We start from the raw sequence: 26,348 nt of genomic DNA, 5'->3' as shown, positions 1-26,348 counted from the left end.
CGCATCTCTCCGGGAGCCCCCATGACCTCGTTACCCATCGATGCCGTCCTGCCGGCCCTGCGCCAGGCCTTGTCCACACGCCATGAAGCCGTGCTCGAAGCCCCTCCCGGCGCGGGCAAGACTACGCGCGTGCCGCTCGCGCTGCTTGAGGAAACCTGGCTGGCCGGGCAGACCATTCTGATGCTGGAACCTCGGCGCTTGGCCGCGAGAGCGGCTGCCGAGCGGTTGGCCAGTGAGCTGGGCGAAAAGGTCGGCGAGACGGTGGGCTATCGGATTCGTCTGGAGAGCCGGGTCGGCCCGAAGACGCGTATTGAAGTGGTCACCGAGGGGATTCTCACGCGTCGTTTGCAGGACGATCCGGCGCTGGAAGGTGTGGGGCTGCTGATTTTCGATGAGTTTCACGAACGCAGCCTGGATGCCGATCTGGCCTTGGCTCTTAGCCTCAATGGCCGGGAGCTGTTTCGGGATGATCAGCCGCTGAAGATTCTGCTCATGTCGGCCACGCTGGAAGGCGAGCGCTTGGCGGCGTTGCTGGACGATGCGCCGGTGGTACGCAGCGATGGGCGGATGTTTCCGGTGAGCATGCAATGGGGGCGGCCTTTTCAGCCCGGTGAGTTTGTCGAGCCGCGTGTCGTGCAGACGGTGCTGGATGCGCTGGGCAGTGAGTCCGGCAGCCTGCTGGTGTTTCTGCCGGGGCAGGCCGAGATTCGTCGGGTCAACCAGCAACTGGCGGAAGCACTGGGTGAGCGCACCGACATTCTGCTGTGTCCTTTGCATGGCGAGCTTGATCTGAATGCGCAACGCGCGGCTATCGAACCCGCTCCCAAGGGCACGCGCAAGGTGGTGCTGGCGACCAATATTGCGGAAACCAGCCTGACCATCGACGGCGTGCGCGTGGTGATCGATGCCGGGTTGGCGCGGGTGCCGCGTTTCGATCCGGGCAGCGGCATGACGCGTCTGGAAACACAGCGCATCTCTCGTGCCAGCGCCACCCAGCGCGCTGGCCGGGCAGGGCGGCTGGAGCCGGGCGTGTGTTACCGGCTGTGGTCCGAAGCGCAACACGATCAACTGTCCGCCTATGGGGCGGCAGAAATTCTTCAGGCGGACTTGGCCGGGCTCGCGCTGCAATTGGCCCGCTGGGGCGTCACGCCTGCGCAACTGGTCTGGCTCGATGTGCCGCCAGCCGCGGCTTATACACAGGCGCAGGATTTGCTGGTGCGTCTGGAGGCGTTGAACAATCAGCCGGGTCAGCCGCCAGCCCTGACGCCACACGGTCAGGCGATGGCTGAGCTGCCTGCTCATCCGCGCATCGCCCATCTGCTGTTGCGCGGCCATGCGCTAGGGCTGGGCGAACTGGCGTGCGACGTGGCGGCCTTGCTGGGCGAGCGCGATATCTTGCGCGGAGCTGGGGCGGACTTGCACAGCCGCCTGACTCTGCTGGCCGGCACCGAACGCGCGGCGCGCGGCGCACAAGGCGGGGTACAGCGCGCGAGGCAACTGTCGCGCCAATATCGCGGGTATCTGCGCGGCGCAGCGAACAGCCCGGTCAGCGATCCGGACCACTCCCGCTGGCTGGGCGCCTTGCTGGCGCTGGCCTACCCGGATCGCGTCGCACAGCAACGCCGAGCGGGCGGCGCCGAATACCGACTGGCCAACGGCCGCGCGGCACTGTTCGCCGAGGCGGATGCGCTGATGAAACAGCCATGGCTGGTCATCGCGGATTTGGGCAGTCGTCAGGGCCAGCGCGAAGAACGCATTTACCTCGCCGCCGAGTTCGATCCGGCACTGTTCGATTCGGTGTTGGCCGAGCAAGTCATCAGCGTGGACCAGATCGACTGGGACGAACGCGAAGGCGTATTCCGCGCCGAGCGACAGCGCAAAGTCGGTGAGTTGATCATCAGTCGCGAACCACTGACCGGCCTCGACGACGCAACCCGCAGTCACGCGCTGCTGGCGTTGGTGCGTCGCAAAGGCCTGGAACTGCTGCCCTGGACGGCGGAACTGCGTCAGTGGCAGGCGCGTGTCGCACTGTTGCGCGGCCTGGATATCGAGAAAAGCTCAGCAAGCGAGTGGCCTGATCTGAGTGACGCGCAACTGTTGGCAACACTCGAAAACTGGCTGATGCCCTACCTGGGCAAAGTCACCCGACTCAGCCATTTCAGCCAGCTCGACCTGTCATCAATCCTGCGCAACCTCCTGCCATGGCCATTGCCGCAACAGTTGGAGGCGCAGGCACCCCAGACTCTGCAAGTGCCCTCTGGCTCGAATATTCGTATCGACTACAGCGAACATCCGCCGATTCTGTCGGTGCGGTTACAGGAATTGTTTGGACTGTCCGATACCCCGCGCATTGCCAATGGGCGGCAGGTGCTGAAACTGCACTTGCTGTCCCCGGCACGCCGCCCGGTACAGGTGACGCAGGATCTGGCTAACTTCTGGCGGTCGACCTACATTGAGGTGAAGAAGGATTTGAAGGGGCGCTATCCGAAGCATTATTGGCCGGATGATCCATTGGTGGCGGAGGCTACGGCGCGGGTGAAGCCGAGGGGGACTTAGAGGGCAAAATACTGGTTAAACCTTATGGACTGGATGTTCTGTGCCTGAATTTGGAAGCGCCGCGAAGGCCCTGTCCCAAGCCCCCGAGATCGTCATTTTCACGGGTGCGGGAATCTCAGCTGAAAGTGGCATCCCCACGTACAACGATCCATTGACCGGTACTTGGGCTTCATACGATCCGCGCAATATGGAAACAGCCAAGGCCTTTCGTGAAAATCCTCCGTTGGTATGGGGATGGTACCTGTGGCGGCGCCAACAGGTCTCTAAAGCAGCTCCCAATGATGCACACCTCGCGGTGAGCCGACTGGCCAAATCAGGGTATAACGTCTCCGTTATCACTCAAAACATTGATGACTTGCATGAACGAGCGGGATCTGTGGATGTACTGCATCTCCATGGGAGCTTGCACCGGCCGGCGGCATGGCTAACGGAATAAATGCAGGTGGGAGCGCCGGGCTTTTCTGCGCTTGCAGCCGAATCCATTTGTGGACGAGGTTTGCGTTGAGACTATGGCTGAGTGCGACGCTGGCAATCGAAGCGCCGGGGTGGGCACATTCCTGAATGACCTGGGCTTTGAAGGGCTTGGAATAGGAACGGCGTGTTGGCTGCATGAAATACCCGCTTAAAAAGCTAGAACGGGTGTCCACTTAAATTTAAGTGCACACCATGCCCTGGCTTTGTGGGGCTGGGTAGATGACTTGGTCGGACGCATACGGATGGATATTGATGTGTGCGACGATTGGAGAAACGTGTGTGTACGGCTGCGCGGTTTTAGTGTACAGGTGATGTTGAATGGTTTGCGGTGTCGCAACTGTAGCTCAGTGACTTGTCACTGCCTGATGGCAAATGGCGATTTATGCCTATCTACGTGGTCTCCATTGCCATCGATGGGGGGGCAGAGCATCGAACTCCCAGTCTCATTGTTAGTATATCTGGAGCTTGAGCATGCTTTGATTTCGGTCGTTCCTCAATGGATTTTTGTGTGCGCTAAAGTCTATGGACTCTGTGAGGAGGCGTTGCAGTACAAGATGTTTAGAGGCTTCTTTACTGAGCCAGTCAAGGAAGTACCTGACGGGCGGATTTCGTTCTCTGCCAGGTACACAGGCCGAGATATAATGGGTCCCCGTTAGTTTAACCTCGGGCTTGTATGGCGTTAAAAAGCCTCGGGTAACACTGTCGACGGCTAAGACGTCGCTGGCGAGCACCATCCCATAGCCAGAAGTTGCAGCTTGCAAAGCATGATGTTCATCGTCGTACTCCCTGAACGTGGCGTTGGCCAGCCAATCGTCGTGTCCCGCCGCTTGGCACCAAGTCGTCCAGTCGAATGGGTTATGGCCATCAGCCTCCCAACGAACGTTGATGAGTGGGGACCTTGTGTCTCCAGATAAGGGCGTCCTGCAGGGCATATAGGCCAGAAAGCTTTCGTCCATTAGATGTAGCTGATAGGTATCAGGGACCTCTTTGAAAACGCTGCTAATAGCCACGTCGATACTGGCATCTCTGTGCAGGTCTGCCTGTGTTTTGCTGGTGATGATGTTGACTTGCATCGTTGGATGGCGGCGGTAGAAATCTCCTAATCTGGGAATGAGCCACAATGAGGCAAATGCATGGGTGGTTGTGACGGTGATTGCGTTCTCGTCGGTCTGTGAGCGTAGTTGACTAAGACTTTGGTTTATGCTTGAAAAATGCTGATGGATATTCTTGTATAAATCAAGCCCTTCAGTCGTTAGGGTGACTCCCTTGGCTACTCGCTCAAAAAGCAATAAGCCGAGCCAGTGTTCTAGTGATTTTACTTGATGTGAAATCGCTGAAGGAGTAACAAAAAGTTCAATGGCAGCCGCTTTGAAGCTGCTTAGTCGAGCCGCTGACTCGAACGATCGTAGAGACGTTAAGGGGATTTTTGAAAACATATTAGCCAGCACTCCATTGTTTGGGCGACTACATGGGCTATAGTGTTTATCCGGTTATTTTGGTATGTCAATCTTGCCGTGGACTTGTCCCCGTAAAGCCGTACACCAATCCCTGCCAAATTGATACGGCTCCAAGCGCCTGAGCTTTCTCGGTGAGCGATAGTTCAAGGCGCTGTGCGGATGCTGTTCATTGTAGTATTCGAAGGCATTGCCAGGTTATACAGAGCCAATTTCTCGATCTGGCTTGGACGCTTACGCCACGCAGCCACCCTTGATCGTCTTCATGAAGCTCTTGGCCATGCCGTTGTTCTGCGGGCTGCGAACTGGGGTGGTTACCGGTTGGATGCCGAGCAACTTCACGCTCTGGTACTCGGTCTATCTTAGCCGCGGGTTTCCCTTGTCGACCCTTTTGTCCCCCCACCTGTCCCTCCACTTCATCGTCGGATGAGGTCGAATGGTATTGAACACCATCGGACAGGGAAATGCCTGAAACCCCGGAATAGCTAGGCTACCGGCAGGATTCTCGAACGCGTTACGATTACTTCGGACAAATAAAAAGCCGGCTTGTGGTTAGCTTTTTAGCCCGCGCGTCACTCCTGAGTAAAATAATCGCTTTTGAGTTGCTTTATTTCGTCTCTCTGCTTAACGCTCACGCCCAGGTTGTGCCCGGGCCATAAGCCGGGCGAGCTCGACACCATCGATTAATACAGCCTTGATATCCAGGCCGAGTGCCGTCTCTCGCGCCCATGTAAAAATCCGAAGTGGTAATGAACACACCCTTGCGTGCTCGCTGGCGGGTCAGTGTGCAGATGAATTTGTCTATTTCAGGGCGATGCACCGTTCTCCGCTGCGACCAACACTGGGCGCATGGGTGAGGTCCAAGCTCCGTCTCCAGGCTATCAGCGGCAAGATAACTGGGTGATGGTGGGGTGATCGTGGTTTCTGAGCAGGACGTCACCTTAGAAGGCTATTGCCCAGGTGACCCCTTGGGTGGCACCACCGACAGTGCCAATAAGGGCGCCGATTTTCCTATGGGGAATACGATTGATGGCTGGGATAGAGGACTGATTAAAGAGCTGAATGAAGTGATATTGATTGGCTATCTATGTGTGGCCCGCAAACGGCGAGCAAGAAGCCATCAAGGAATAGATCAAGCGGAATGAATAAAATACATCAAGGATGAATTTATATAATTTTTTGGTGTTTTCATTCAGTGATAGTTTTTGCTGAAGCGTTAAGCCAGTCGAAAACCCTGGGTTCGGCCAAGGCGATGTTCTTGACTCCATGCTGAAAGAAATCTGAATAGGAGGGCGGTGAGGTGATTCTTACAGACCCGAGCTTCAAGGTATTTATAAGCGTTAACTCAGTCAGTGTAGATTAAAATTCTGGGGGGGTGTCATGGGTTTAAAATTATCAAGTGTTCCTTTTGAAATATCATACCCGGCTCAGAGTTTTGGCGTCGAAATCGAGAATTTAAAACTACACAAAAATCTGTCGTTTGACACAATCGCAGCGATAAAAAAATGCTTGGCATATCGCGGGTTTGTGTTATTCAGGAATCAAAATCTTACACGAAGAGAGCAAGTCGCAGTCACGCGACTGCTGGGCAATCCGAACCTAAAGTTACACTCTTGGGCGCCGCAGATAGAGACAACTACTTTTGGTGATGACGAGGTGATTCCTAATGGGCTGCCGCTAATTAATCATGGGGAGATTTTGTATTTTGTGAATGGCCCGGATTTTTGCGACAAAACTCAGGATGAGCATGCGATATGGGATGAGAAAGACAATCATACCAAGGGTAAGGGAACTTCGTGTTGGCACACTGGTGACTCGGAAGCCATAAACGTTGAAACGATTAATTGCTTATATGCAGAGCTGGCTGCCGCACAAGGCGGAGCAACGTTATTTTGCGACACCGTTGCCGCCTATAATGACTTGGAAGACAGCCTGAAAAAGCGTATTGATAATCTTCGAGTGCTTCACTACTTTGTCGATCCTCAGCGTACTGAACCGGTCAACCAACCATTAGTTAAAACCAATCCGATCACCCGGCAAAAATATCTTTATCTGAACTACAACACTATGGAGCGTGTTGAAGGGCTGAGTAAGTCAGAGAGCTACAGGCTCTTAAAGTTTCTGTTTGATCATCAAATTAAAGATCAATACGTTTATGAGCACTTTTGGAAGCAGGACGATTTTCTGATCTGGAATTGCAATGGCACCATGCACAAGCGTGGTGCGCTGGTCTCGAACCACAACAGGATCATGCGTCGGACTCAAGCTATTATTCCGGAGTTTACCAGTTACTACGAACGGGATAAAAGCCTGGCAGTGACCAGTCATGATAATGAAGACTGGCATCCATATCCTTTTGAACGCGCAGAATTGGAGTCGGCCGGGTCGGCTTGATCTATTCGTTGAGGGTGCGTTTAAAAGTCCCTCCGTTGCGGTGGAATGTGCAATGGCTATGAAAGAGTGAATACATGAAAGAAAAAATCAAATCCTATCTGACTCAAAATTTCTTATTTGAGTTCGACGAGGATATAACAGAACAAGATGATCTCATCAAACTCGGCTTGATCGATTCGGTAGGTTATATTCAACTTATTTCTTTCTTGAAGAAGGAGTTTGGTATTGTGTTCACCCAGGAAGATATGATGGGCAATGTGCTGGTTTCTATCCAGAATATGGTAGAGTTTGTCGAGAAGCGGGCAACGGCCACCCGGTAGTTCCGAGGTGCGGTTGAGAGGCCCACCAGTCCATCAGATACTGTTGTCAGTCAGGCAGGACAGCTAAAGTTTGTCGATGCTTTTCTCCGTAATATTATTCGGTGTTTGTGGCGCGTGCGCGTTGGCCTTGGCAAAAAAACTCCAAGCCGTGATTGGGACTTTCGACCTTCGCTAAGGCGGTAGGGCGCTACAGTTCTGTGTGGGGTGCCAACTTAAACTTTGGTGGGTTTATTTTTATGTGTGGGATAACTGGCTTCTTTGGTGTTAAAAATAAAAATCTCGATGAAACCACCGTCATAAAAAATATGCTTTCAATGATTGAACATCGAGGCCCCGACCAGGCAGGGTATTATGTCAATAATTCCATGGGTCTCGGCACCATGCGTTTAAGTATTATTGACCTTGCGGCAGGTATTCAACCCCTCAGCGATGGCACAGGTCAGTATTGGATTTCATACAACGGTGAACTGTATAACTACATCGAGCTAAGGCGTCGATTGCAGGTCTTGGGACACAATTTTTCCACTGAGTCCGACACCGAGGTGGTGTTGCGCAGCTGGATGGAGTGGGGTGATGAGGCCTTGGAAAAATTTAATGGCGCTTTCGCCTTCGCCATTTATGACACGGTTAAAGATGAAGTATTTATAGCGCGCGATCGCTTTGGTAAGCGCCCGCTGTTTTATACGCAAACCGACGGTGGTTATCTTTTTGCTTCAGAGATGAAGTGCTTTTTTGGCTTTCCAGGGTTTGAGTTCAAGTTTGACGAAATGTCCTTGTCCTCAATCCTCGCCCATTGGACACCCCTGCCATCGCAAACCCCGTTTCAGGGCATTCGTCAGCTGCCACCTGGGTCCATCATGACCTTGCGAGGGGCTCAGTGTGAGATCCGGCCCTACTACGCCCTGGATTTTCGCGCTGTGGATTTTGATGGCACTGAAAATGAAGCCAAGGAAGAAATCCGCAACACCCTCGAGCAGGCGGTCAAGCTCAGACTGCGCAGTGACGTGCCTATGGGGCTGTACCTCAGTGGTGGTGTTGACTCCTCCGTTTTGACCAGTATTGCGGCAAGGATCATCAAGCAAAAGCCGCTGCGCACGTTTTCTGTGGAGTTTGAAGATAAGAACCTGGATGAGTCGAGTGATCAACAACTCGTCTCTGCGTTGTTCTCGACCAAGCATGAACGGTTGATTATTAACCATAAAGACATTGTTGATAATTTCTCGGCGACGGTTTTCCATGCTGAAATGCCGTTGTTTCGTACCGCGCCCGTGCCGATGTACATGTTGTCCAAGCATGTTCGCTCGACCGGTATCAAAGCGATTCTGAGCGGAGAGGGAGCGGATGAAGTATTTCTGGGCTACAACATCTTTAAAGAGACTCTGTTGCGCTCCCAGTGGGACACCACTGATCACGATGAGAAGAAACGCTTGCTGGCCAAGTTGTATCCTTACATGAAAAGCTTCAGTGAAGACAATGACTCGAACTTGATGGGTTTCTATAACGCTTATGCGAAAGAAAAAATCCCTGGGTTGTTCTCCCACGAAATACGTTTTCAAAATGGGCGCTTTGCCAGTCGGTTGCTGAAAACTAAGAATGATCCATTTGCTGGCATTCAGGCATGGGTGGCGAAAGACCCGGTGTACAGCGCGTTAAGCCCAACGCAAAAAGCCCAGTGGCTGGAGTTCAATACCTTGCTTTCCGGGTATCTCCTCAGTAGCCAGGGCGAGCGTATGGGCCTTGCTCATGGTATTGAAAACCGCTGTCCATTCCTCGACATCAATGTGCAGAAACTCGCCTCCTCCATCAATTTGCGTTTTGACGATGGCTTTACTGAAAAGTACATGCTGCGCATGGCCTACGATGGAATTCTGCCGGGTCGTATCATTCATAAAGCCAAAACACCGTATCGTGCGCCGGACAGCGGGCCGTTTGTCGAACACGCCCTCGATTATCTCAATCATCTTTGCGAGTCAAATGCGCTGGACGCCATCGAGCTGATTAATCCGGTGTTTGCAAAAGCACTGATCAAAAAAGTGGTCGAACGAACCCTTGCCGGCGGTGAAGACATAACAGTCAGAGACAACCAGGCGTTTGTCTATCTGATGTCCTTGATCGAGCTGGATAAATGGTTTGTCAAACGTCAGGGCGCGGCTTATATCAATCCTTGCCGGGTGGATAAGTTGTTGGTGCAAGCCGTAGACGCAAGGCACTAGAAACCTAAGGGACAACGTTTATGTCAAGCACAAAAACTGACCTAGATAGCACCCAGGTCGCTATTGTCGGGGTTGGCCTTCGCCTGCCTGAAGCAGACTCTATTGATGCCTTCTGGGGCAAGCTTAAAGCTGGAAAGTCCCTGATTAGTGAGGTGAATGAAAAGCGTTGGTCGAAGGCTGAGCTTTACGGTGATCCTAAAACCGGCGGCGATAAAACATCGAGTATTTGGGGCGGGTTCGTCGACGATATCGAGTGCTTCGATGCCAATTTCTTCGGGATTTCGCCCCGTGAAAGCAAGTTCATGGACCCCCAGCAACGTATTGCCATGGAAATGGCCTGGCATGCCTTTGAAGACGCAGGGATATGCCCATCCAGCGTGAAGGGGACGAACACCGGCGTTTTTATGGGGGTGTGTCACTGGGATTACGCTGAGCTGTTGGCGCTGAATCACACGCCGATTGATCCTTACTTTCCGACGGGAACGGCGTACTCGATTTTATCCAACCGGATCTCTTATTACTTTGACCTCAAAGGCCCCAGTATCAGCATTGATACCGCCTGTTCAAGCTCGCTGGTGTCGTTGGCGTTAGCGGTCAATGCCATCAAGTCCGGCGAGTGTGAGCTGGCCTTGGCCGGGGGGGTGAATTTAATCTGGAGTCCGCAGCATTTTATCGCCTTTACCAAAAATGGAATGCTCTCTAAAGATGGCAAGAGCTATACCTTCGATGACCGCGCCAATGGTTATGTACGCGGTGAGGGCGGCGGGCTTTTGCTGCTCAAAGCGTTGGACAAGGCCATTGAGGACGGGGACAACATCTACGCCGTGGTGCGAGGTATTGCCAACAACCATGGGGGTAAAACCGGCTCACTGACCGTGACCAACCCTCAGGCGCAAGCGGACCTGATCGCAGAGCTTTATCGACGCAGTCATATTGATGTTCGCGATGTTAGCTATATCGAAACCCATGGCACCGGCACGCCGTTGGGTGACCCTATCGAGATCCACGGGCTTAAGAAAGCCTTCGCTCAGGCGAGCCACGCTGTCGATGACCCGCAGTCCAGGAAAAACTACTGCGGTATTGGCTCGGTTAAAACAAATATTGGACACCTGGAAGGTGCAGCGGGTGTTGCCGGGATTATCAAGATTTTAGCCGCGTTAAAAAATAAAGAACTGCCCGGAAACCTGAACTTTAAAAGCATCAACCCCAAGATAGAACTGACAGATACGCCTTTTTATATTGTCGACAAGCATCAGCCTTGGGCGAGTCCTGCGGATGGCTCGACAGGGCGCATCGCCGGTATCAGTTCATTTGGATTTGGTGGCAGCAATGCCCATGCGGTGATCCAGGAGTTCATTCCTGAAACCGCGCAGTTGTCAGCCCGTGCAGTCGCTGATAACCATCCCGTGTTTGCGATCCCTGTGTCGGCCAAGTCAAGTGAGTCGTTGGTGGCGTATGCCCAGCGCCTGCTGGCGTTTCTGGAGGACAACCCTCCTAACCTGCCCGGCATTGCCCATGCATTACAGTGCCAGCGCGACGCGCTCACAGAACGCGTGTGCTTTGTGGTTGAGTCTATCGACGAACTGAAACTGGCGATTCGGAGCTTTATAGATACACGCGCTGCTGCCGAGCACACATTTGTAGGTAACTCTTACGATGCCGGAGAAGGCAAGAAACTTAGGAGTTACGCCGAAGAAAATCGAGCGTCACTGACTGAAAACTGGATGTCCAATCACGATATGCTCAGCCTGGCCCAGTACTGGGTTTTTGGGGTTGCCGTCGATTGGAATGACCTTTATCTCGACGCTGGCCTGATCCCCGCGAAAGTCCGCTTGCCGCTTTATTCATTTGAGCGCACGGCTTACTGGTTCCCCAAAAAGAACGCTGATGTGGCCAAGCCAAAACAGCCGGGTACAGTCGAATTTACGCTGTCGAGTAAAGCCTTCTTCCTGGAAGATCACACGGTTAATAACCAATCTATATTGCCGGGTGTGCACTATCTGGAAATGATTTTATCGACGATTCCCCGTGCCGATAAAATGATCAATGTCGACTTCTCAAACGTATTTTGGTTATCGCCATTTGCCATCGAACTGTCCGACGACGACGTCGATATCAGAAAGTCGATTTACCTCGACTTCGACAGTAAGCAGGCTGATGCAAACGCTGCCTCTGGGCAGCCAGGCAAAGGCTTTCGTTTTTATACCCATCCCAAAAATATCGAAGGGCAGGCTAAAGATAAAGTTCGTGTTCATGTGCAAGGCGAGTATCAGCCGGGTTCAACGGTAGCCGATCGTATTGACCTGCCGGACATGTCGCCATTCAAGAAAATTCACCGCGATCAATGCTATCAATACCTTCAGAGCACAGGTATTTACCATGGCCCGAGGCTGCAGGGTGTCGAGCAAATCCATGTCGGCGTGGATGAAGTCTGGGTAAAGGTTTCAATCGCTGGGAGTCAACAATCATTCTCTGCCCACCCGGCAATTCTCGACTCGGTATTGCAGGCCGGTATTGCGACGGCGTTGTCCAATAACGCCTCACGTTATCCCTATGTTCCTTTTTCACTCGACAGTTTATCGGTCTATCAGATTTGCCCCACGACCGTCTGGGCTCGTATCAGTGAGAAAAATCGATTTGCCGGCACTAAAGCCTCGTTGACCTTTGACCTGAATATTTTTACCGAACAAGGCGAACAGGTAGCGTCGGCGAAAAACTTTACGATGTGCTTATTGCGCAGTCCCGTGGGTGAGCAAATGACCAGCAAGAATAACAGTGGCTCGAATGAACCGAGTAGCCAGAATCTTTATTTTTCGAAACAGTGGGTTGTTGACAGTACAGACCATCAACAGCCGCCAATAAGCTCAACAGCGCCCGCAGATCGTGCTAATCACGTGCTTGCCCTTTATGTGGGCAGTACGATTCAGGATGATCGCTGGATCGCCAATTATCGTAATCAGGTGTCTGCGCAAACGTCCTGCACGTTCCAGTCGATGGCGCTGTCTTCCCCTGAGGCAGTGAGCAGCGCACCGACGATGGAAGCGTACTCCCACGTGTTTTCATACATTAAGAAACTCCTGGAAACCAAGCCTAAAACTATTCAACACCTTTTGGTCTGCGCCTCCTCGACACTGCCGGATGTGATCCGCTCCAGCCTGACTGCGCTGCTGCGGGTCGCGCACAATGAAAACCCACGGATCCAGGGCCGCTTTGTATCGATAGAAAACTCACCGCTGGTCGATTCCGGATCGATCATCGCCCGTGAGTTTCTCATCGCCGACGGAGTATTTAGCGTACGTCATGATGCGCAAGGCCTGCGTCGGATAGAACGGATTACAGCGCAACCCGTAAGGCCTGTTCAGGGAAAAATTCCGGTGCTTAATGAACAGCCGGTGTTCTGGATAACCGGCGGGCTGGGTGGTATTGGTCAACTGATTTCCAGGCAGCTCGCAGCGGATTTTCCGGGGTGCACGCTCTACCTGACCGGGCGCAAAACCGCCGCCGAGCAGCAGGCTGTTTTCTCTGCCTTGAAAAGTGAAATACAAGCACGGGGTGGCAAGGTCGATTATCAGCCACTCGATATTACCGATGTCGTTGAGGTCGAGAATTTTGTCGCTGCACTGAAGAATACTCATCACAGCGTTGATGTCATATTCCATGCCGCTGGCCACATTGCCGATAACTTCATCTTGCGTAAAGAGGTCAAGGATTCGCTGCCAGTGCTGTCGCCAAAGCTCGATGGGACGCTGGCTATTGATCAGGCGATCAAGCGTCTGCCATTAGGCAAGTTCGTGCTGTTCTCTTCGGTGGCGAGCACGTTTGGCAATGCTGGCCAAAGTGACTATGCCGCAGCCAACGCCTTTTTGGATGCCTTCGCGATTGATCGCAATCAACGGGTGCGCGAGGGGGAGGGGACCGGGCAGACGATCGCCATTAATTGGCCGCTTTGGCAAGAAGGTGGCATGAAAATGGACGCCGGCACCTTAGCATCGGTGCATGAAACAACCGGCATGGAGCCGCTTCCCACCCATGAAGCGATGCACGCGTTGCGTTATGCGCTGACCACCACCGATGATTTTCCGATCCTCGTCACGTACGGCAACCAGGAGAAAATCCACGCTTACATCGCAGGCCTTAACCAGCGCAGCCTTGTGCCTGAGGGGGGCAGTCAGGAGAGTCCTGATCCCTCGAAGAGCGGTGATGACGTCGATAATGAGGCCCTGTTTCAATATGCCCAGGACTATCTGAAGGGCAAGTTGGCTATCGTCATTGAACGCGACGCCAAGACGATCCGAGGCGATCAGAAAATCGAAGAGTACGGCTTTGACTCGATTATGGCGGTAGAAATGATCCGTCAACTCGAGGGGCAATTCGGTCAGTTATCAAAAACGCTGTTCTTCGAATACTTCACGATCAATGAAGTGGCCGATTATCTGATGGATGAATACAGCGAAAAACTAAAGAGCCTGTACCTGGAGGGCAGAGCGCCTGTCGTCGAGGTCGCAGCTCATACAGACACGCCCTCTAAAGACAAACAGGTCGCTGAAGAGGCGGCTGCCGCACCGGCACCGTCGATCAACAAGCAAATTGAAGCAGTACCTGTCGCCAGTCAGGTCGCCGCCGATGACCGTGATCAGCATGACATTGCGATCATCGGTCTGTCCGGACGTTATCCTAAATCGAGAAACATGGATGAACTCTGGGAGTTGTTGAAAAGTGGCCAGCATGCGTTCGAGAAGATCCCGGCGGATCGCTGGAAGCACGACGCTATTTACTACAAAGAACGCGATGTGTGGGGTAAGTCGACGATCAAGACCGGTGGCTTCCTCGACGACATAGACAAGTTTGATCCGCGTTACTTTCAGATTTCTCAACTCGAAGCCGAGAAGATGTCACCGGAAGTCCGGCTGTTCCTCGAAGTGGGCGTCGAGGCCTTGGAAGATTCGGGCTATTCAAAAGAGTCGTTGCAACAGCTGTATAAAGGCGACGTGGGTGTTGTCGCGGGCACCATGAGCAACCACTACAACTTGTATGGTTTCCAAAACAACCTCACGCGGGGCGGTTCTGCCAGCGGCAGCTACACCGGCACGATCCCGAACATGCTGTCGTATTTTTATGGGTTCACCGGCCCGTCCTTGTTTGTCGACACCATGTGCTCGGCGACATCGACCTGCATTCATGTGGCTGTGCAAATGCTGCGGTCTGGTGAGTCGAAAATAGTCGTGGCGGGGGGCATGAACTTGCTCCTGCACCCTTACAACCTGATCTCCAGTTCCCAGGAACATTTCACCACCAAAACCTCAGATGTCATCAGAAGCTATGGGATTGGCGCCGATGGCACTATTTTGGGCGAAGGCGTGGGTGCCGTGGTCCTGAAAACCCTGGCAGATGCCAAGCGTGATGGCGACAACATCTGGGGCATTATCAAGGGAACGGCCCTGTCAAATGCTGGCGTACGCAATGGTTTCACCGTTCCGCAGCCGCATATGCAGGCTCTGGCGATAGAAAAAGCGATTGAAGATGCGCAAATTGACCCGCAAACCATTGGTTACTTCGAAGGCCATGGTTCGGGTACTGAACTGGGCGACCCGGTCGAAATAAAAGGCGCTACCCAGGCCTTCCGAAAATACACCGATAAGAAGCAGTTCTGTCCGATTGGCTCGATCAAGTCGAACCTTGCCCACCTTCTCGCGGCCGCTGGTATCGCCGGCATCTCGAAGATCTTACTGCAGTTCAAGCACCAGCAGATCGTGCCGTCGCTGGGTGCGGATACGCTCAACAGCAATATTCGTTTCGAAGACTCACCGTTTTATGTGCATAAAGAACTGCAGTCGTGGCCAGCTCCTCGTTCCGAAAGCAACCTGGTCTTACCGCGTCGAGCATCGATCACCTCCATCGGTGCTGGAGGGATGAACTCGCACATGATTTTGGAGGAGTATGTCGACCCTCGGACGACGAGCCGCAGCCCGCGCCAGACCCTGCAACAGCTGTTTGTATTTTCGGCGACCAATCGTGATTCGCTGGTCAGGAACCTGCAGGGTTTTTCAAGCTACCTGAAAGACCACCGTGATGTATCGCCCGTCTCGCTGGCCTACACCCTGCAAGTGGCCAAGAACCAGATGAAATGCCGCCTGGCATTCTGCGCAGACAGCGTCAATGAGGTCATTGGGTCGATTGATAGCTGGCTGAGTGGTCTTTCCAGCAACCGTTCCGTGCGCTTCGTGGACAGTGCGTCGGGTGCGACCAAGGAGTTCTCCAGGAGGGAACTGAGTCAGGCTATCGAGAGCGCTGAGCTTGAGACATTGGCCGAGTACTGGACCAATGGCTCGACCGTGGACTGGTTTGCCTTGCATGGCTTGAATGACCAAGCGGCCTTGGGTGCGATGATTAAAGTACGCATTCCGGCTTATCAGTTCGAGAAGAAACGCTGCTGGTTTGAGGTTCTGGAAGACGCCCCAAGCGTTATTGATCCTCTGGGCAACCGCAACAAATATCACCCGCTGGTCCGTGACAACACCTCCGACCTGAGCGGCATCCGTTACTCCGCTGATTTGATCGAGATTGAAATCCTCGACTACCTTTACCGGGTCAAGAAACAGCCGCAGTTAATCACGTTCAGCCTGCTCGATGCGGCGATTGCAGTGATGAAGCAGGCTGATCCGCAAAGCGGCTACACCTCTGTGCGTTGGGAGTTGCTGGCGCCTATCCCTGTTGTGCCTTCGCAGCTGTGTTATGCGGTGGCATTGAATGATCAAACGGGGCAATTTTCTGACGTTTACATCTCTTCCACATCGGATGCGTCGACGCCGCATCAACTGTGTGCACGGGTCGAATTTGCCGTGCAAGCTGGCGATGGACGCAGGGTTCTCCAGCAGCCTTTTCCCGCGTTTGCGAATGCGACCGTTCGGGAAAGCCTTTCCGGTGCACAGGTCAGCAAAGCGCTGGAAGAGCACAAAATCGTTTTTGGCGATTACGTCAATGCTATCAGCGAGCTGCAGTTGATCGGTGAACAGCGCTATCGCGTGCACTTGAAAGATACTGATTATCGACACAATCACTTTGCCCGCAACACGACGTTTTTATCCGAACTCGGTTCGGCGTTGCAACAAGCCGTCCTCTACATCGCCTTGCGCCAAGGACTGGACCATTGGAGCAACTACGCGCTTTGCGCCTGCAATGTCCAGCTGGATTTAGCGTCTGTGTCGAAGGTCAGCAGCCTGCTGTTCTCCCTCGAATCGTCGGGGCAAGCGTTGCGCGGAACGATTGCGTTGGCTGATAAAAATGGCACTTTGTTGTCCCTCTTGGACGATGTGTATATCGCCAATAGCCAAGCCATTGAACCGCGTGCCGCCAAGACCATTGAGACGGCCAGCTTCCGCAGCCAACCCGTTTTCCGCCACGAGACTGCCGAGTCTCCACGACCAGTCGCCGCCGCTGGCACGGAGTCCGACGGTCTCGGCAAAGCCGTGTCTGCCATCGTCGCTAAGCTTTTGAAGTTTGATGAATCCGAAGTGGACGCAAGAACCAGCTTCTACGAGTTCGGCTTTGACTCCATCGGCTTAACCCAGTTGAGCAAAGAAGTTAACGAGACGCTGGGCGCCAGAATCACCCCGGCCGTTTTCTTTGACTGCGAAAATATTGAGGCCTTGTGTTTTTACCTCAAGGATCAAGGCGTCAGCGGCACCAGTGAAGAGGCGCCACAGAACAGCGCCTCTGCAGTGAACCAGGCTGCAACGCCGGTTTCTCGCGTCGAGAAACCAGAGGCCGAGCGGAATCACCGTCTGCCGGACCCTCATGAATCCATCGCGGTCATTGGTATGGCCGGACGATTCCCGGGGGCCGCGTCGGTTGAAGCGTTGTGGTCGAACCTGCTCAATAACCAAGACAGCATTCAAGACTTCCCCTACCAGCGTTACAACCAGGACACCCAAGCGGCGTTCGCCGGTGTGGCTTGCGTCAAACAGGGTGGCTACCTGGATAAGGTAGACGGGTTTGATGCGGCGTTTTTCAATATTTCGCGGGTTGAAGCGGAGTTCATGGACCCACAGCAACGCCAAGTCCTGGAGGTGGTCTGGCACGCCGTTGAAAACGCCGCTTATGACCCCAGCCAGTTGCCTTCGGACACCGGGGTATTTATCGGGGTCAGCAACAATGACTACCGGGCATTGCTGCAAAAAGACCAGGAGCTGGACGGTTACATCGCCACGGGCAACTCTCACGCCATGCTGGCGAACCGTGTGTCGTTCTTCCTGGACATCCACGGCCCGAGTGAGTCGATTGACACCGCGTGTTCCAGTTCACTGGTCGCTATCCATAATGCCTGTGAAAGCCTGCGTTCCGGCTCGGCGTCCTTTGCCATCGCCGGTGGGGTCAATCTGTTACTCGACATCCAGGGCTTCGCCGAGCCTGACCATGCAGGCATGTTGAGCCTGGATGGGCGTTGCAACACCTTCTCGCGCAATGCCAATGGTTATGTTCGAGGGGAGGGTGTGGGCGTGGTCATCCTGAAGCCGCTTTCGCTGGCACAGAAAGACGGCGACAACATCCTGGCCGTGATTGAAAGCAGCGCGCATCAGCATGGCGGCCGGGCCAAGTCGCTGACGGCGCCGAATGCCAAGAGCCAGGCTGAGCTGTTGCGTACAACCCTTAAAAAGATCGACTTGAGCCAACTGCAATATGTTGAGGCTCATGGTACTGGCACCGAGCTTGGCGATCCTGTAGAGGTCAATGCGCTGAAACAGGCGGTGACGGAAACGCATGGTTTGCCGATTTATCTCGGCGCGCTGAAAAGCAATATCGGGCATCTGGAGTCAGCCGCAGGCGTGGCCGGCCTGATCAAAGCGGTGAAAGTACTCAGCGAGCGGACGGTGCCCGCCAATCTTCACTGCTCACCGTTGAACCCCTATATCGAGCTGCATGACAGCCGCTTCGTGATCAACGAACGCCAGTCCAGCTTGAAGGCCAGTGATCAGGGGATTTTCGCGGCGGTCAGCAGTTTCGGATTTGGCGGCTCGATTGCCAGCGTCGTTCTGCGCCGTTATGAAAGCAATCGGACGACTGCTCGTGCGCACCGGGCGTTTTCCGGGCACGAGGTGGTTCTGGTGCTGTCGGCGAAAACTCGCCGTGGGCTGGTCTCGCAAGCGATCAATTTACGCCAGCACCTGTCCAGTCATCCCGAGCAGATTGAGGAGGTGGCTTACACCCTCCAGGTTGGGCGTGCCGAGCTGTCTTACCGTTTGTCGATTGTGGCCATGGATAGCGCGGATGGCCTGAGCAAACTCACGCGGTTTATTGAAAGTGAGGCCGCACTGTCCGATGCAGACTTCTCGACCGGGGCCAATGAGTTAAACCACGTGTCCATCTTTACCGGGCATATCAAGGGCTCGAAAACCGAGAAAATGTCCAACGAGGCACTGCCAAAACTGCTCACTTTGGACAATGCCAATATGGTGGCGGAGCGGTTTGTTAAAGGCGTTAAGTTTAACTGGAATTTGCTCTACGGAGGCGCACGGCCTAATCGGGTTGTGTTGCCTGGTTATCCTTTCGAACAGCAGCGGTATTGGCTGCCTAAAGACCAAGTGACCACCTGGTATGACGTCGATAATTTTTCAAATGAGCAATTTGTAGCGCACTCATTTTATGAAGATTTATTGGATAGAGTGCTTTTGGACGATCTGGATACCGAGACGGTCCTGCAGCTATTGAGAAAGGATTAAGGGTGTCGTCATGAATAACTCCAATGAGATTGCTAACTTTCAGCGTTACATTATTGATCAACTCAAAGCGGGTCGTATTACTAAAGAGCAAGCGGTTCAGGCGCTGGCCAAAACCGACGCCACCGGGGGCAGTATGCGTGAAGAGCAGTCCGGGCCGCCGGGCAGTACGCGTTATGTGCCGGTGTGGCGCGATGCGCCGCTTGGGCGCGCGCTCGATGTGGCTCAGGCTCACGAACAGCATTGCGTGGTGGTCGTAACGGAGCACGGTCATGAGCGGTTGGTGGATACCTTGAAAGCCCGCCTGGATCAACGCCTGCTGGCCCGGATGACGGTAGTGTCGGCTCCCGAAGAGGCGGCCGCCAAAGGCACGCTTGCCGACCAGATGAGCGGTTTGGCCAGTGCGATGATCCTCGACGTTTTCCTCAGTTTGAAGGCGCAGGTCACGGCCATTTTGCAGCATGGTAAAGGCCGGAAAAGCTCGGCGGATACGCTGCTCCAGGTGTTTTTTCTGAGGCCCGATAGTTACGCTGAAGACAAAGTAGCGCACGAATCTGTGTATGTCGGAGTGGAAGCGGCTATTTCAGCCATGCTGAAAACCCTGAATAAGGAGCACCCGAGCATTACCACTCAACTGGTGGCGCTTGATGAAGCCTCCTTGGGTCAGTTAAGCCAAAATAGCCTGGCCGAGGAACAGCACAGTCACGCGGCGTATGTGCGCTACCTCAAGAATGTCCGTTATGTTCAGGTGTTTGAAACGCTCAGTGACCGTTCTGATGGTGCGTCGTTGCAAAGCTTTATAAAAACCGATGCGAGTTATCTGATTATAGGTGGCGTAGGCGGTATTGGTTTGCACTTGGCAGATTACATTTTGCGCCAGGGGCAGCAGGCCCGCGTCGTATTGACCGGGCGCCGCAGTGAAGCCGATCTGCAAAGTAATACGCCGTACCTGCAATTGGTAAACACCTACGGAAAGTCCCGGGTTTCCTATCTCACGGCGAACGCGGCGAGCTACTCGGACCTCAAGTCGCTGTTGATCAAGGTCGTCGCCTCCCATCACCTCGAAGGGATTTTCCACTGCGCCGGCACGTTGAATGACAGTTTTCTGGTCAACAAAACCGTCGAGCAGTTTGAAAATACCCTGGAAGCCAAAGTCAGTGGCAGCCTCCATCTGATTCAGGCTGCAAACGACGTCAGTCAACAGACTGAAACGGGCTTTGACTTCATTCTATTTTGCTCCTCTTGTGCAGGCCAGTTAGGTTTTGTCGGCCAGATCGACTATGCGGCCGGCAATGGATTCATTGATGGTTTCAGCGACGCTCGAAACAAGGTCGGGCGTAACGGCTTTGATCGCCTGTTGTCGGTGAACTGGCCGCTCTGGGAAAACGCCGGTATGGGTGTTGACCAGCAGGCGCTGAAAGAACTCCACGTCGAGTACGGTCTGTTGCCGTTGCCGGTCGATGTGGCCCTCAATCACGTGAATACGTTGTTACTGGCCGCCGATACCCACCATGTTCTGGTGACCTATGGCGATCCGGTGAAAATTGATAGCCAGTACGTTAACGCTAAACCACAGCGGAACCTGCAAACCCCGGCGCTCAGTCAGCAAACGGCTCAAGCAGCCAGCGGGAAGGGCGCAGTGACATCGGTTGAGACTGCCTATGATCCATTGGTCGCTCACCTCAAACAGTTGATCTCCAGCGTCCTGAAGCTGGAGACAAGCAAACTCGACACCTTCGAGCCGTTGCAAAGCTACGGCCTCGACTCGTTTTCCATCATGCGGATCAATCAGGCGTTGAGTGAGCATTTCTCTCGACTGTCGAAAACGCTGCTGTACGAAGTGGAATCCATTCATGACCTGGCCACCACACTGAGCCAGTTGCAACCCGACGCGGTGCAGGCGTGGCTCGGCGCGGTTGCCCCGGCAGCGAGCCAACAGGCTCCGCAAGCCTCTGCCCGTCAGGACGCTCAGCCGCGTCCGGCAGTGCCCCGCGCAGTGGATGCGCAGGCCGGTGATGCGGTCGCCATTATTGGTATTAACGCGCAGTTTCCGGGAGCGGCGAATATCGAAGCGTTCTGGGAGCTGTTGCGCAACGGCGTGAACGCGGTGACCGAGATTCCTGAGTCGCGCTGGTCCCTGGAAGACTTCTATGCCACGGACAAAATCGAGGCCATCAGAGACGGTAAATCCTACTGCAAGCAAGGCGGGTTTCTTGAACAGGCTTATGATTTCGATGAGCAGTTTTTCAAGCTCTCACCACGAGAAATCCTCGCCATGGATCCGCAGGAGCGGCTGTTTATGCAGTCTTGCTGGCGTGCCCTGGAGGACTCTGGTTACACCAAAGATAAAATCAAGCAGCAGTATGACGGCGACGTTGGTGTCTACGTCGGCATTACCAAGACTGGCTTCAATCTCTACGGCCCGGCACTCTGGAATCAAGACGAACGCACGATTCCGACGACCTCGTTCAGTTCTGTCGCCAGCCGTATTTCTTATCTCTTCGACCTCAATGGGCCCAGCATGCCCATCGACACCATGTGTTCATCGTCGCTGGTGGCGATTCATGAGGCGGTCCATAGTCTCAAGGCCGGGCGTTGCCAGATGGCGATTGTCGGTGGCGTGAACCTGTATCTGCACCCCGCAAGCTATGTACAACTCTGTGCGTCCAGCATGCTGTCGCAAAAAGGTCAGTGCCACAGTTTTGGCGACCAGGCGGACGGCTTTGTACCGGGTGAAGGTGTCGCGACGCTTATTCTGAAGCCGCTTCGGCAGGCCCAGGCAGACGGCGACCGGATTTACGCAACAATCAAAGGCTCGGCGGTCAATCATGGTGGCGCCGCCAAAGGCTACACCGTGCCGAACCCCAAGGCGCAAACGGCGGTGATCGAGAAAGCCCTGAACAGCGCCAATATCACAGCGGGCGAACTCAGCTACATCGAGGCTCACGGCACCGGGACGGAACTCGGTGACCCCATCGAGTTGAACGCACTCAAAGCCTGTTTCTCAGGTAATGACCTGCGTGAGTCTTCCTGCGCGATTGGCTCGGTAAAAAGCAATATCGGCCACCTGGAAGCCGCCGCCGGTCTGGCCGGTGTGATCAAAGTGGTGCTGCAGATGCAGCACCGGGTCCTGGTACCCAGCCTGCACGCACAGACGATCAATCCTAACTTGGAGTTCGACCAGTCGCCGTTCTATTTGCAGCGGGAGCTGATCGAGTGGCCATCGCGCAACAACCGCAATCGTATCGCCGGTGTTTCGTCGTTCGGTGCGGCGGGGGTGAATGCCCACGTTATTCTGGAGGAGTACACAGCGCCGCAGGAACAGGTCGTTGGCGCACCTGTCGGGCAAGAACATGTCCAGGCGTTGGTTTTCCCTTTCTCTTCGAATACCGAACAAGGCCTGAAAAGAAACTGCCGTCGGTTCCTGGATTTCCTTCAGGCGCAAGCGCCTGAAGCCTCCACTGCAATGGATATTGCGACGTTTATTCGCGCCACGCTTCGGGGGCTGGATAACAATCTCTCGTTGAATCAGGTTGACGATTCAACCCCCTTGGTCGATGCCGGGCTCAAACCATTTGATTTCTATCGACTATTCGAGGCCGTCAACACCCGCTACGGGCTGAATCTGTCGATGCTCAATTGGCAAGGCAGCGTATCGATTGGGCGACTGGTGGCGGTTATTCAGGGCGGCGTTTCATCGTCGACCGTACCCGCGTTGCGTGACGTCGCGTTCACGCTGCAGACGTGTCGAAATGCCCATCAACATCGCGTCGCGATTTGTGCCAGGGATCTAGCCGGTTTTATCGAGCGTCTCCAGCGCTTCCTTGGCGAGGAAGACCCTCAGGTTAATGGTAGCGGCCTGTATGCCGGGGTGAAAACTCACCGGTTTGAAGAGCTTTCCAAGCAAAGAGCGCTGGCCCACGACCGCGTTCAGATTGCTTTTGCCCACCACGAGTCGGACGCCTTGGCGCAACTGTGGGTCAATGGCAGCTTTGAGCAGTGGGAAGGTTTGTACAGCGATGGGCTGCAACCGAAAAAATGCCGGATACCCGAGTATGCCTTTGCGGCCAACACCCATAGCTTCCTGGACAAAGTCGGTTCGAACGCAAGGGCCGTCAGACACCTGGATCAGCCATCAGAAGCAGGGAAGGTGAGCGCCGAAATCATCAGTCACGTGCCCGTTCGCCTTGAAGTGCCGGCCGTTGCCGGATTCATTCGAGAAAGACTGGCCAATGTACTCAAGATGGATGAGGCGTCGATCAACAATGAGGTGTCGTTTGTCGATTACGGTCTGGACTCCATTTTGGGCGTTGATTTAATCCATTCGCTTAATGAACAGTATCGTCTCGGTTTGAAAACCACGTGTATCTACGATTATCCGAATGTCGAGGATCTATCCCGCTATGCCCATGGGCTGATTACGCCTGTGACGATCGTCGACTCGTCGACTCAATTCGCTCGGCCAGCGTCTCAGCTACTCAGCGAGTCGCCTGCAACTGGCCAGGAACGCAACCAAAAGCCGATTGCAATTATCGGCATGAGTGGCCGTTTTGGCGGTGCCGATGATACCGAGGCGTTCTGGAACAATATCCGCGACGGCAAAGACAGCACCGAATCGGTGAGTCGTTGGGATCTGGCGGACTATCTCAATCAGGAAAAGTATCGCGACGGTGTTTGCCAGCGCGGTGGATTCCTCAATGAAATTGATAAGTTCGATGCGATCTTCTTCAACATTTCCGGGGTTGAAGCCACGTATATGGACCCACAACAACGCCTTTTCCTCGAAGAGGCGTGGCATGCTCTGGAGGACAGTGGCTATGCAGGCAGTCGCCTGACCCCTGAAGTGAAAGATCAGTTCGGCATTTACGTCGGCGGCTGGACTGGCGACTACAACGAAGTGTTCGAGGCCAGTGAGGCACCGGCGCAAGCGCTGTGGGGCAACATGGGCTCGATGATTGCGTCGCGGATTGCCTATTACCTGGATTTCAAAGGGCCGGCGCTGACCATCGACACTGCGTGTTCAAGTTCGTTGGTGGCGATCCATCAGGCTTGTAAAGACCTGCGACTGGGGATCACCAATACGGCGATTGCGGGCGGTGTATTTGTACAGACGACGCCGCGCTTGTACGTGCAGGCGACACAAGCCGGGATGTTGTCGCCCACCGGGACGTGCTCGCCATTTGATGAAAACGCCGATGGTTTTGTCCCCGGCGAAGCGGTCGGGGCGATTATTCTTAAACGTTTGGACGATGCCTTGGCCGATGGCGACAACATTCGCGCGGTCATCTACGGTGACGGCATCAACCAGGACGGCAGAACCAACGGCATCACGGCCCCAAGCGCCGTCTCGCAAGAGAAGTTGCTGAAACGGGTGTACAAGGATTTCGGTATTACCGCTAACGACATCTCCATGGTGGAGGCCCACGGCACCGGCACCAACCTGGGCGACCCGATTGAGTTCAACGCACTCTGTGCAGCCTTCACCACGGACTCCGCGCACAAGAATTACTGCGCCTTGGGCTCGGTCAAAGCCAACATTGGCCACACCCAATTTGCCGCCGGTATCTCGAGTGTGATCAAGTCGGTGCTGGCACTGGAACACAGCACCATTCCGCCGCTGATTCACCACACCAAAGGCAACTCGCGAATTGATTTGGCCGGTAGCCCGTTTTATGTCGCGAAATCTTCACAACCGTGGCAAGCCAGAAATGGCCGGAGGCTGGCAACGATCAGTGCCTTCGGTGCCAGTGGCACCAATGCACACGTGGTGCTCGGTGATTTACCCCAGCCGGTACGGCACACGGCGGAGAAGTTTGGGCCGCAGTTGATTCTGCTGTCGGCGAACTCTGACCCACAGTTGGTCAAACTCCTGCAGAAACTGCGTGAGCACCTCGAGTCTGACGCGACGGTGTCGCTGACCAACATCGCTTACACCTTGGCCTGCGGGCGCAGGCACTTCGGCAAGCGCGTGGCGATTCTTAGCCGCTCGGTTTCTGAACTGGCCAATGCACTGGGCTCCCTGCTGTCAGCAGCCAAGCCGAGCATGCAAATCTTTACGCCGAGCGACCTGGGGCAGGGCAATGCCCAGGCTTTGCTGAAACAAGCGCACGTCTATATTGAAAACGGCCAGGTCAACGACGCTTCGTTCCAGGGCAGCATTTGTAGCCTGCCGGCAAGTCCGTTCAATTCCATGTCGTTCTGGGCGTCTTCGAAGGATAAAGCGCCGGCGAAACAGGCCTCCGTTGCACGTCCGAGTCCTCCCGCATCAGCCCCACGAGCCACGGCGGCAAGGTCAAAAGCCGCCAGCAAGTACTGTGAATTCACCCTGACGGTGGATGATTTCTTCATCGCGGATCATTTGGTTATGGGGCAGAAAGTCCTGCCCGGCGTGATGTATATCGAGCTGATGAAACGCAGTGTTTGCGCGGTGTATGGCGACAAGTTCAAGAATGCCTACCAAATAGCGCTGAACGATATTGCCTGGGTTCAGCCGATGGTCTTTACCGACGCCACGCCACGCTTACCGATTATTGTGGAAGTGACAGAGCGAGGCGACAACGCTGACCTGAAGGTGCTGAGCCGAGATAAAAAGCAGCTGTATGCCCAAGCCATCTGTGAGTTGTCGTCAGGTCAACAGATGCTGGCAGAAGATCAGTCGTTCAGTCACCTGAAAGCACAGGGGATCCGGTTCGATGAGATTGACCTGAGCGCGGCAGGGCTGGCCCAGTATCGAAAAGTACCGGCAGCGCAATGCTATGACTTGTTGCGTCGCCATGGCATTACCCACAAGACCCGTTTGCAAGGTATCAAGGCCCTCTACTTTTCGCCCTCGACGGTCATCGCTCAATTGCAACTGCCGTCGATCCTGGCGAATAAACAGTCGCCTTTTTCGGTTCATCCCTGCCTTGCAGACTCTGCACTTCAGGCCATCTCGATTCTCGCTGTAGCGCGGGATAAAGCCAAACAAACCAGGGATCAGGGCGGGGTGCAAACCCGGGTTCCTTTTGCAATAGACCGCTTTCAACAGTATCGGGAAATTCCACTCAACGCCTGGTCGGTTGGGCATGTGCTGAATGATGGCAAGAAAGAAATCTGGACCATTGTTATCTACGACGCGCAATCCAATGTCTGTGCGGTGCTGGATGGTTATCGCCAACGGATACTGTCCGGTGTGCCGCGATTGTCTGAAGCTTAAACAGGTCCTGGTGTTTGGGTGCTATTGAC

10 protein-coding genes and 2 pseudogenes are annotated in these 26,348 nt (G+C 54.3%); 8 read left to right on the top strand and 4 right to left on the bottom strand.

Annotation, left to right across the window (positions count from 1 at the left end; genetic code table 11):
• Positions 1 to 21: 21 nt before the first annotated feature.
• Together hrpB and AC54XV_RS22745 are read left to right on the top strand one after the other, a co-directional pair.
• On the top strand, positions 22 to 2,556 hold the full coding sequence (gene hrpB / locus AC54XV_RS22750; RefSeq protein ID WP_058398959.1) for an ATP-dependent helicase HrpB: 2,535 nt from the start codon (positions 22 to 24) through the stop codon (positions 2,554 to 2,556).
• Between the two features lie 40 nt (positions 2,557 to 2,596).
• A pseudogene (locus AC54XV_RS22745) lies at positions 2,597 to 2,971 on the top strand (SIR2 family NAD-dependent protein deacylase); the annotation flags it as partial.
• Here AC54XV_RS22745 and tnpA read toward each other — a convergent pair.
• The 4 genes and pseudogenes from tnpA to AC54XV_RS22725 all read right to left on the bottom strand — a co-directional run bounded on the left by tnpA (position 2,892) and on the right by AC54XV_RS22725 (position 5,304).
• The gene (gene tnpA / locus AC54XV_RS22740) at positions 2,892 to 3,167 is read right to left on the bottom strand and encodes an IS66-like element accessory protein TnpA (protein WP_152999849.1); all 276 of its coding nucleotides are present in this window, start codon (positions 3,165 to 3,167) and stop codon (positions 2,892 to 2,894) included. The pseudogene AC54XV_RS22745 and the gene tnpA sit on opposite strands and share 80 nt — an antisense overlap.
• A 312-nt stretch (positions 3,168 to 3,479) precedes the next feature.
• Positions 3,480 to 4,466, bottom strand: a complete 987-nt coding sequence (locus AC54XV_RS22735) for a LysR family transcriptional regulator (RefSeq protein WP_024640791.1) — start codon at positions 4,464 to 4,466, stop codon at positions 3,480 to 3,482.
• A 54-nt stretch (positions 4,467 to 4,520) separates the two neighbouring features.
• Positions 4,521 to 4,817, bottom strand: a pseudogene (locus AC54XV_RS22730) (integrase core domain-containing protein); the annotation flags it as partial.
• 298 nt (positions 4,818 to 5,115) lie between these two features.
• Positions 5,116 to 5,304, bottom strand: coding sequence for a restriction endonuclease (locus tag AC54XV_RS22725; RefSeq protein ID WP_231992691.1), 189 nt, complete (start codon positions 5,302 to 5,304; stop codon positions 5,116 to 5,118).
• A gap of 97 nt (positions 5,305 to 5,401) precedes the next feature.
• Here AC54XV_RS22725 and AC54XV_RS22720 point away from each other — a divergent pair, with 97 nt between their 5' ends.
• The 6 genes from AC54XV_RS22720 (at position 5,402) to AC54XV_RS22695 (ending at position 26,319) form a co-directional block, all read left to right on the top strand.
• Positions 5,402 to 5,629 carry a hypothetical protein gene (locus AC54XV_RS22720; RefSeq protein ID WP_138947792.1) on the top strand — a complete coding sequence of 76 codons (228 nt, stop codon included), beginning with the start codon at positions 5,402 to 5,404 and terminating at the stop codon, positions 5,627 to 5,629.
• 235 nt (positions 5,630 to 5,864) lie between these two features.
• Positions 5,865 to 6,878: a TauD/TfdA dioxygenase family protein gene (locus AC54XV_RS22715; RefSeq protein ID WP_024640792.1), complete on the top strand. Its 1,014-nt coding sequence runs from the start codon at positions 5,865 to 5,867 to the stop codon at positions 6,876 to 6,878.
• 74 nt (positions 6,879 to 6,952) lie between these two features.
• The gene (locus AC54XV_RS22710) at positions 6,953 to 7,198 is read left to right on the top strand and encodes an acyl carrier protein (protein WP_003399878.1); all 246 of its coding nucleotides are present in this window, start codon (positions 6,953 to 6,955) and stop codon (positions 7,196 to 7,198) included.
• A 197-nt stretch (positions 7,199 to 7,395) separates the two neighbouring features.
• Positions 7,396 to 9,411, top strand: a complete 2,016-nt coding sequence (gene asnB, locus AC54XV_RS22705; RefSeq protein ID WP_231992689.1) for an asparagine synthase (glutamine-hydrolyzing) — start codon at positions 7,396 to 7,398, stop codon at positions 9,409 to 9,411.
• Between the two features lie 20 nt (positions 9,412 to 9,431).
• Complete coding sequence (locus tag AC54XV_RS22700) at positions 9,432 to 19,127, top strand: SDR family NAD(P)-dependent oxidoreductase (protein ID WP_080396044.1); 9,696 nt, start codon at positions 9,432 to 9,434, stop codon at positions 19,125 to 19,127.
• Positions 19,128 to 19,137: 10 nt separating this feature from the next.
• Positions 19,138 to 26,319 (top strand): SDR family NAD(P)-dependent oxidoreductase, encoded by a 7,182-nt coding sequence (locus AC54XV_RS22695; RefSeq protein WP_496717231.1) that lies wholly within the window; start codon positions 19,138 to 19,140, stop codon positions 26,317 to 26,319.
• Positions 26,320 to 26,348 lie beyond the last annotated feature (29 nt).

Source organism: Pseudomonas fragariae (ex Marin et al. 2024) (assembly GCF_059621105.1).
This window is presented reverse-complemented; position numbering and strand designations above follow the sequence as displayed.

What these genes read in the sequence shown, in the direction of transcription:
- AC54XV_RS22695 (WP_496717231.1), top strand. Translation starts at nt 19,138, where the DNA reads ATGAATAACTCCAATGAGATTGCTAACTTTCAGCGTTACATTATTGAT.
- AC54XV_RS22710 (WP_003399878.1), top strand. Translation starts at nt 6,953, where the DNA reads ATGAAAGAAAAAATCAAATCCTATCTGACTCAAAATTTCTTATTTGAG.
- AC54XV_RS22700 (WP_080396044.1), top strand. Translation starts at nt 9,432, where the DNA reads ATGTCAAGCACAAAAACTGACCTAGATAGCACCCAGGTCGCTATTGTC.
- AC54XV_RS22735 (WP_024640791.1), bottom strand. Translation starts at nt 4,466, where the DNA reads ATGTTTTCAAAAATCCCCTTAACGTCTCTACGATCGTTCGAGTCAGCG.
- AC54XV_RS22715 (WP_024640792.1), top strand. Translation starts at nt 5,865, where the DNA reads ATGGGTTTAAAATTATCAAGTGTTCCTTTTGAAATATCATACCCGGCT.
- hrpB (WP_058398959.1), top strand. Translation starts at nt 22, where the DNA reads ATGACCTCGTTACCCATCGATGCCGTCCTGCCGGCCCTGCGCCAGGCC.
- tnpA (WP_152999849.1), bottom strand. Translation starts at nt 3,167, where the DNA reads ATGCAGCCAACACGCCGTTCCTATTCCAAGCCCTTCAAAGCCCAGGTC.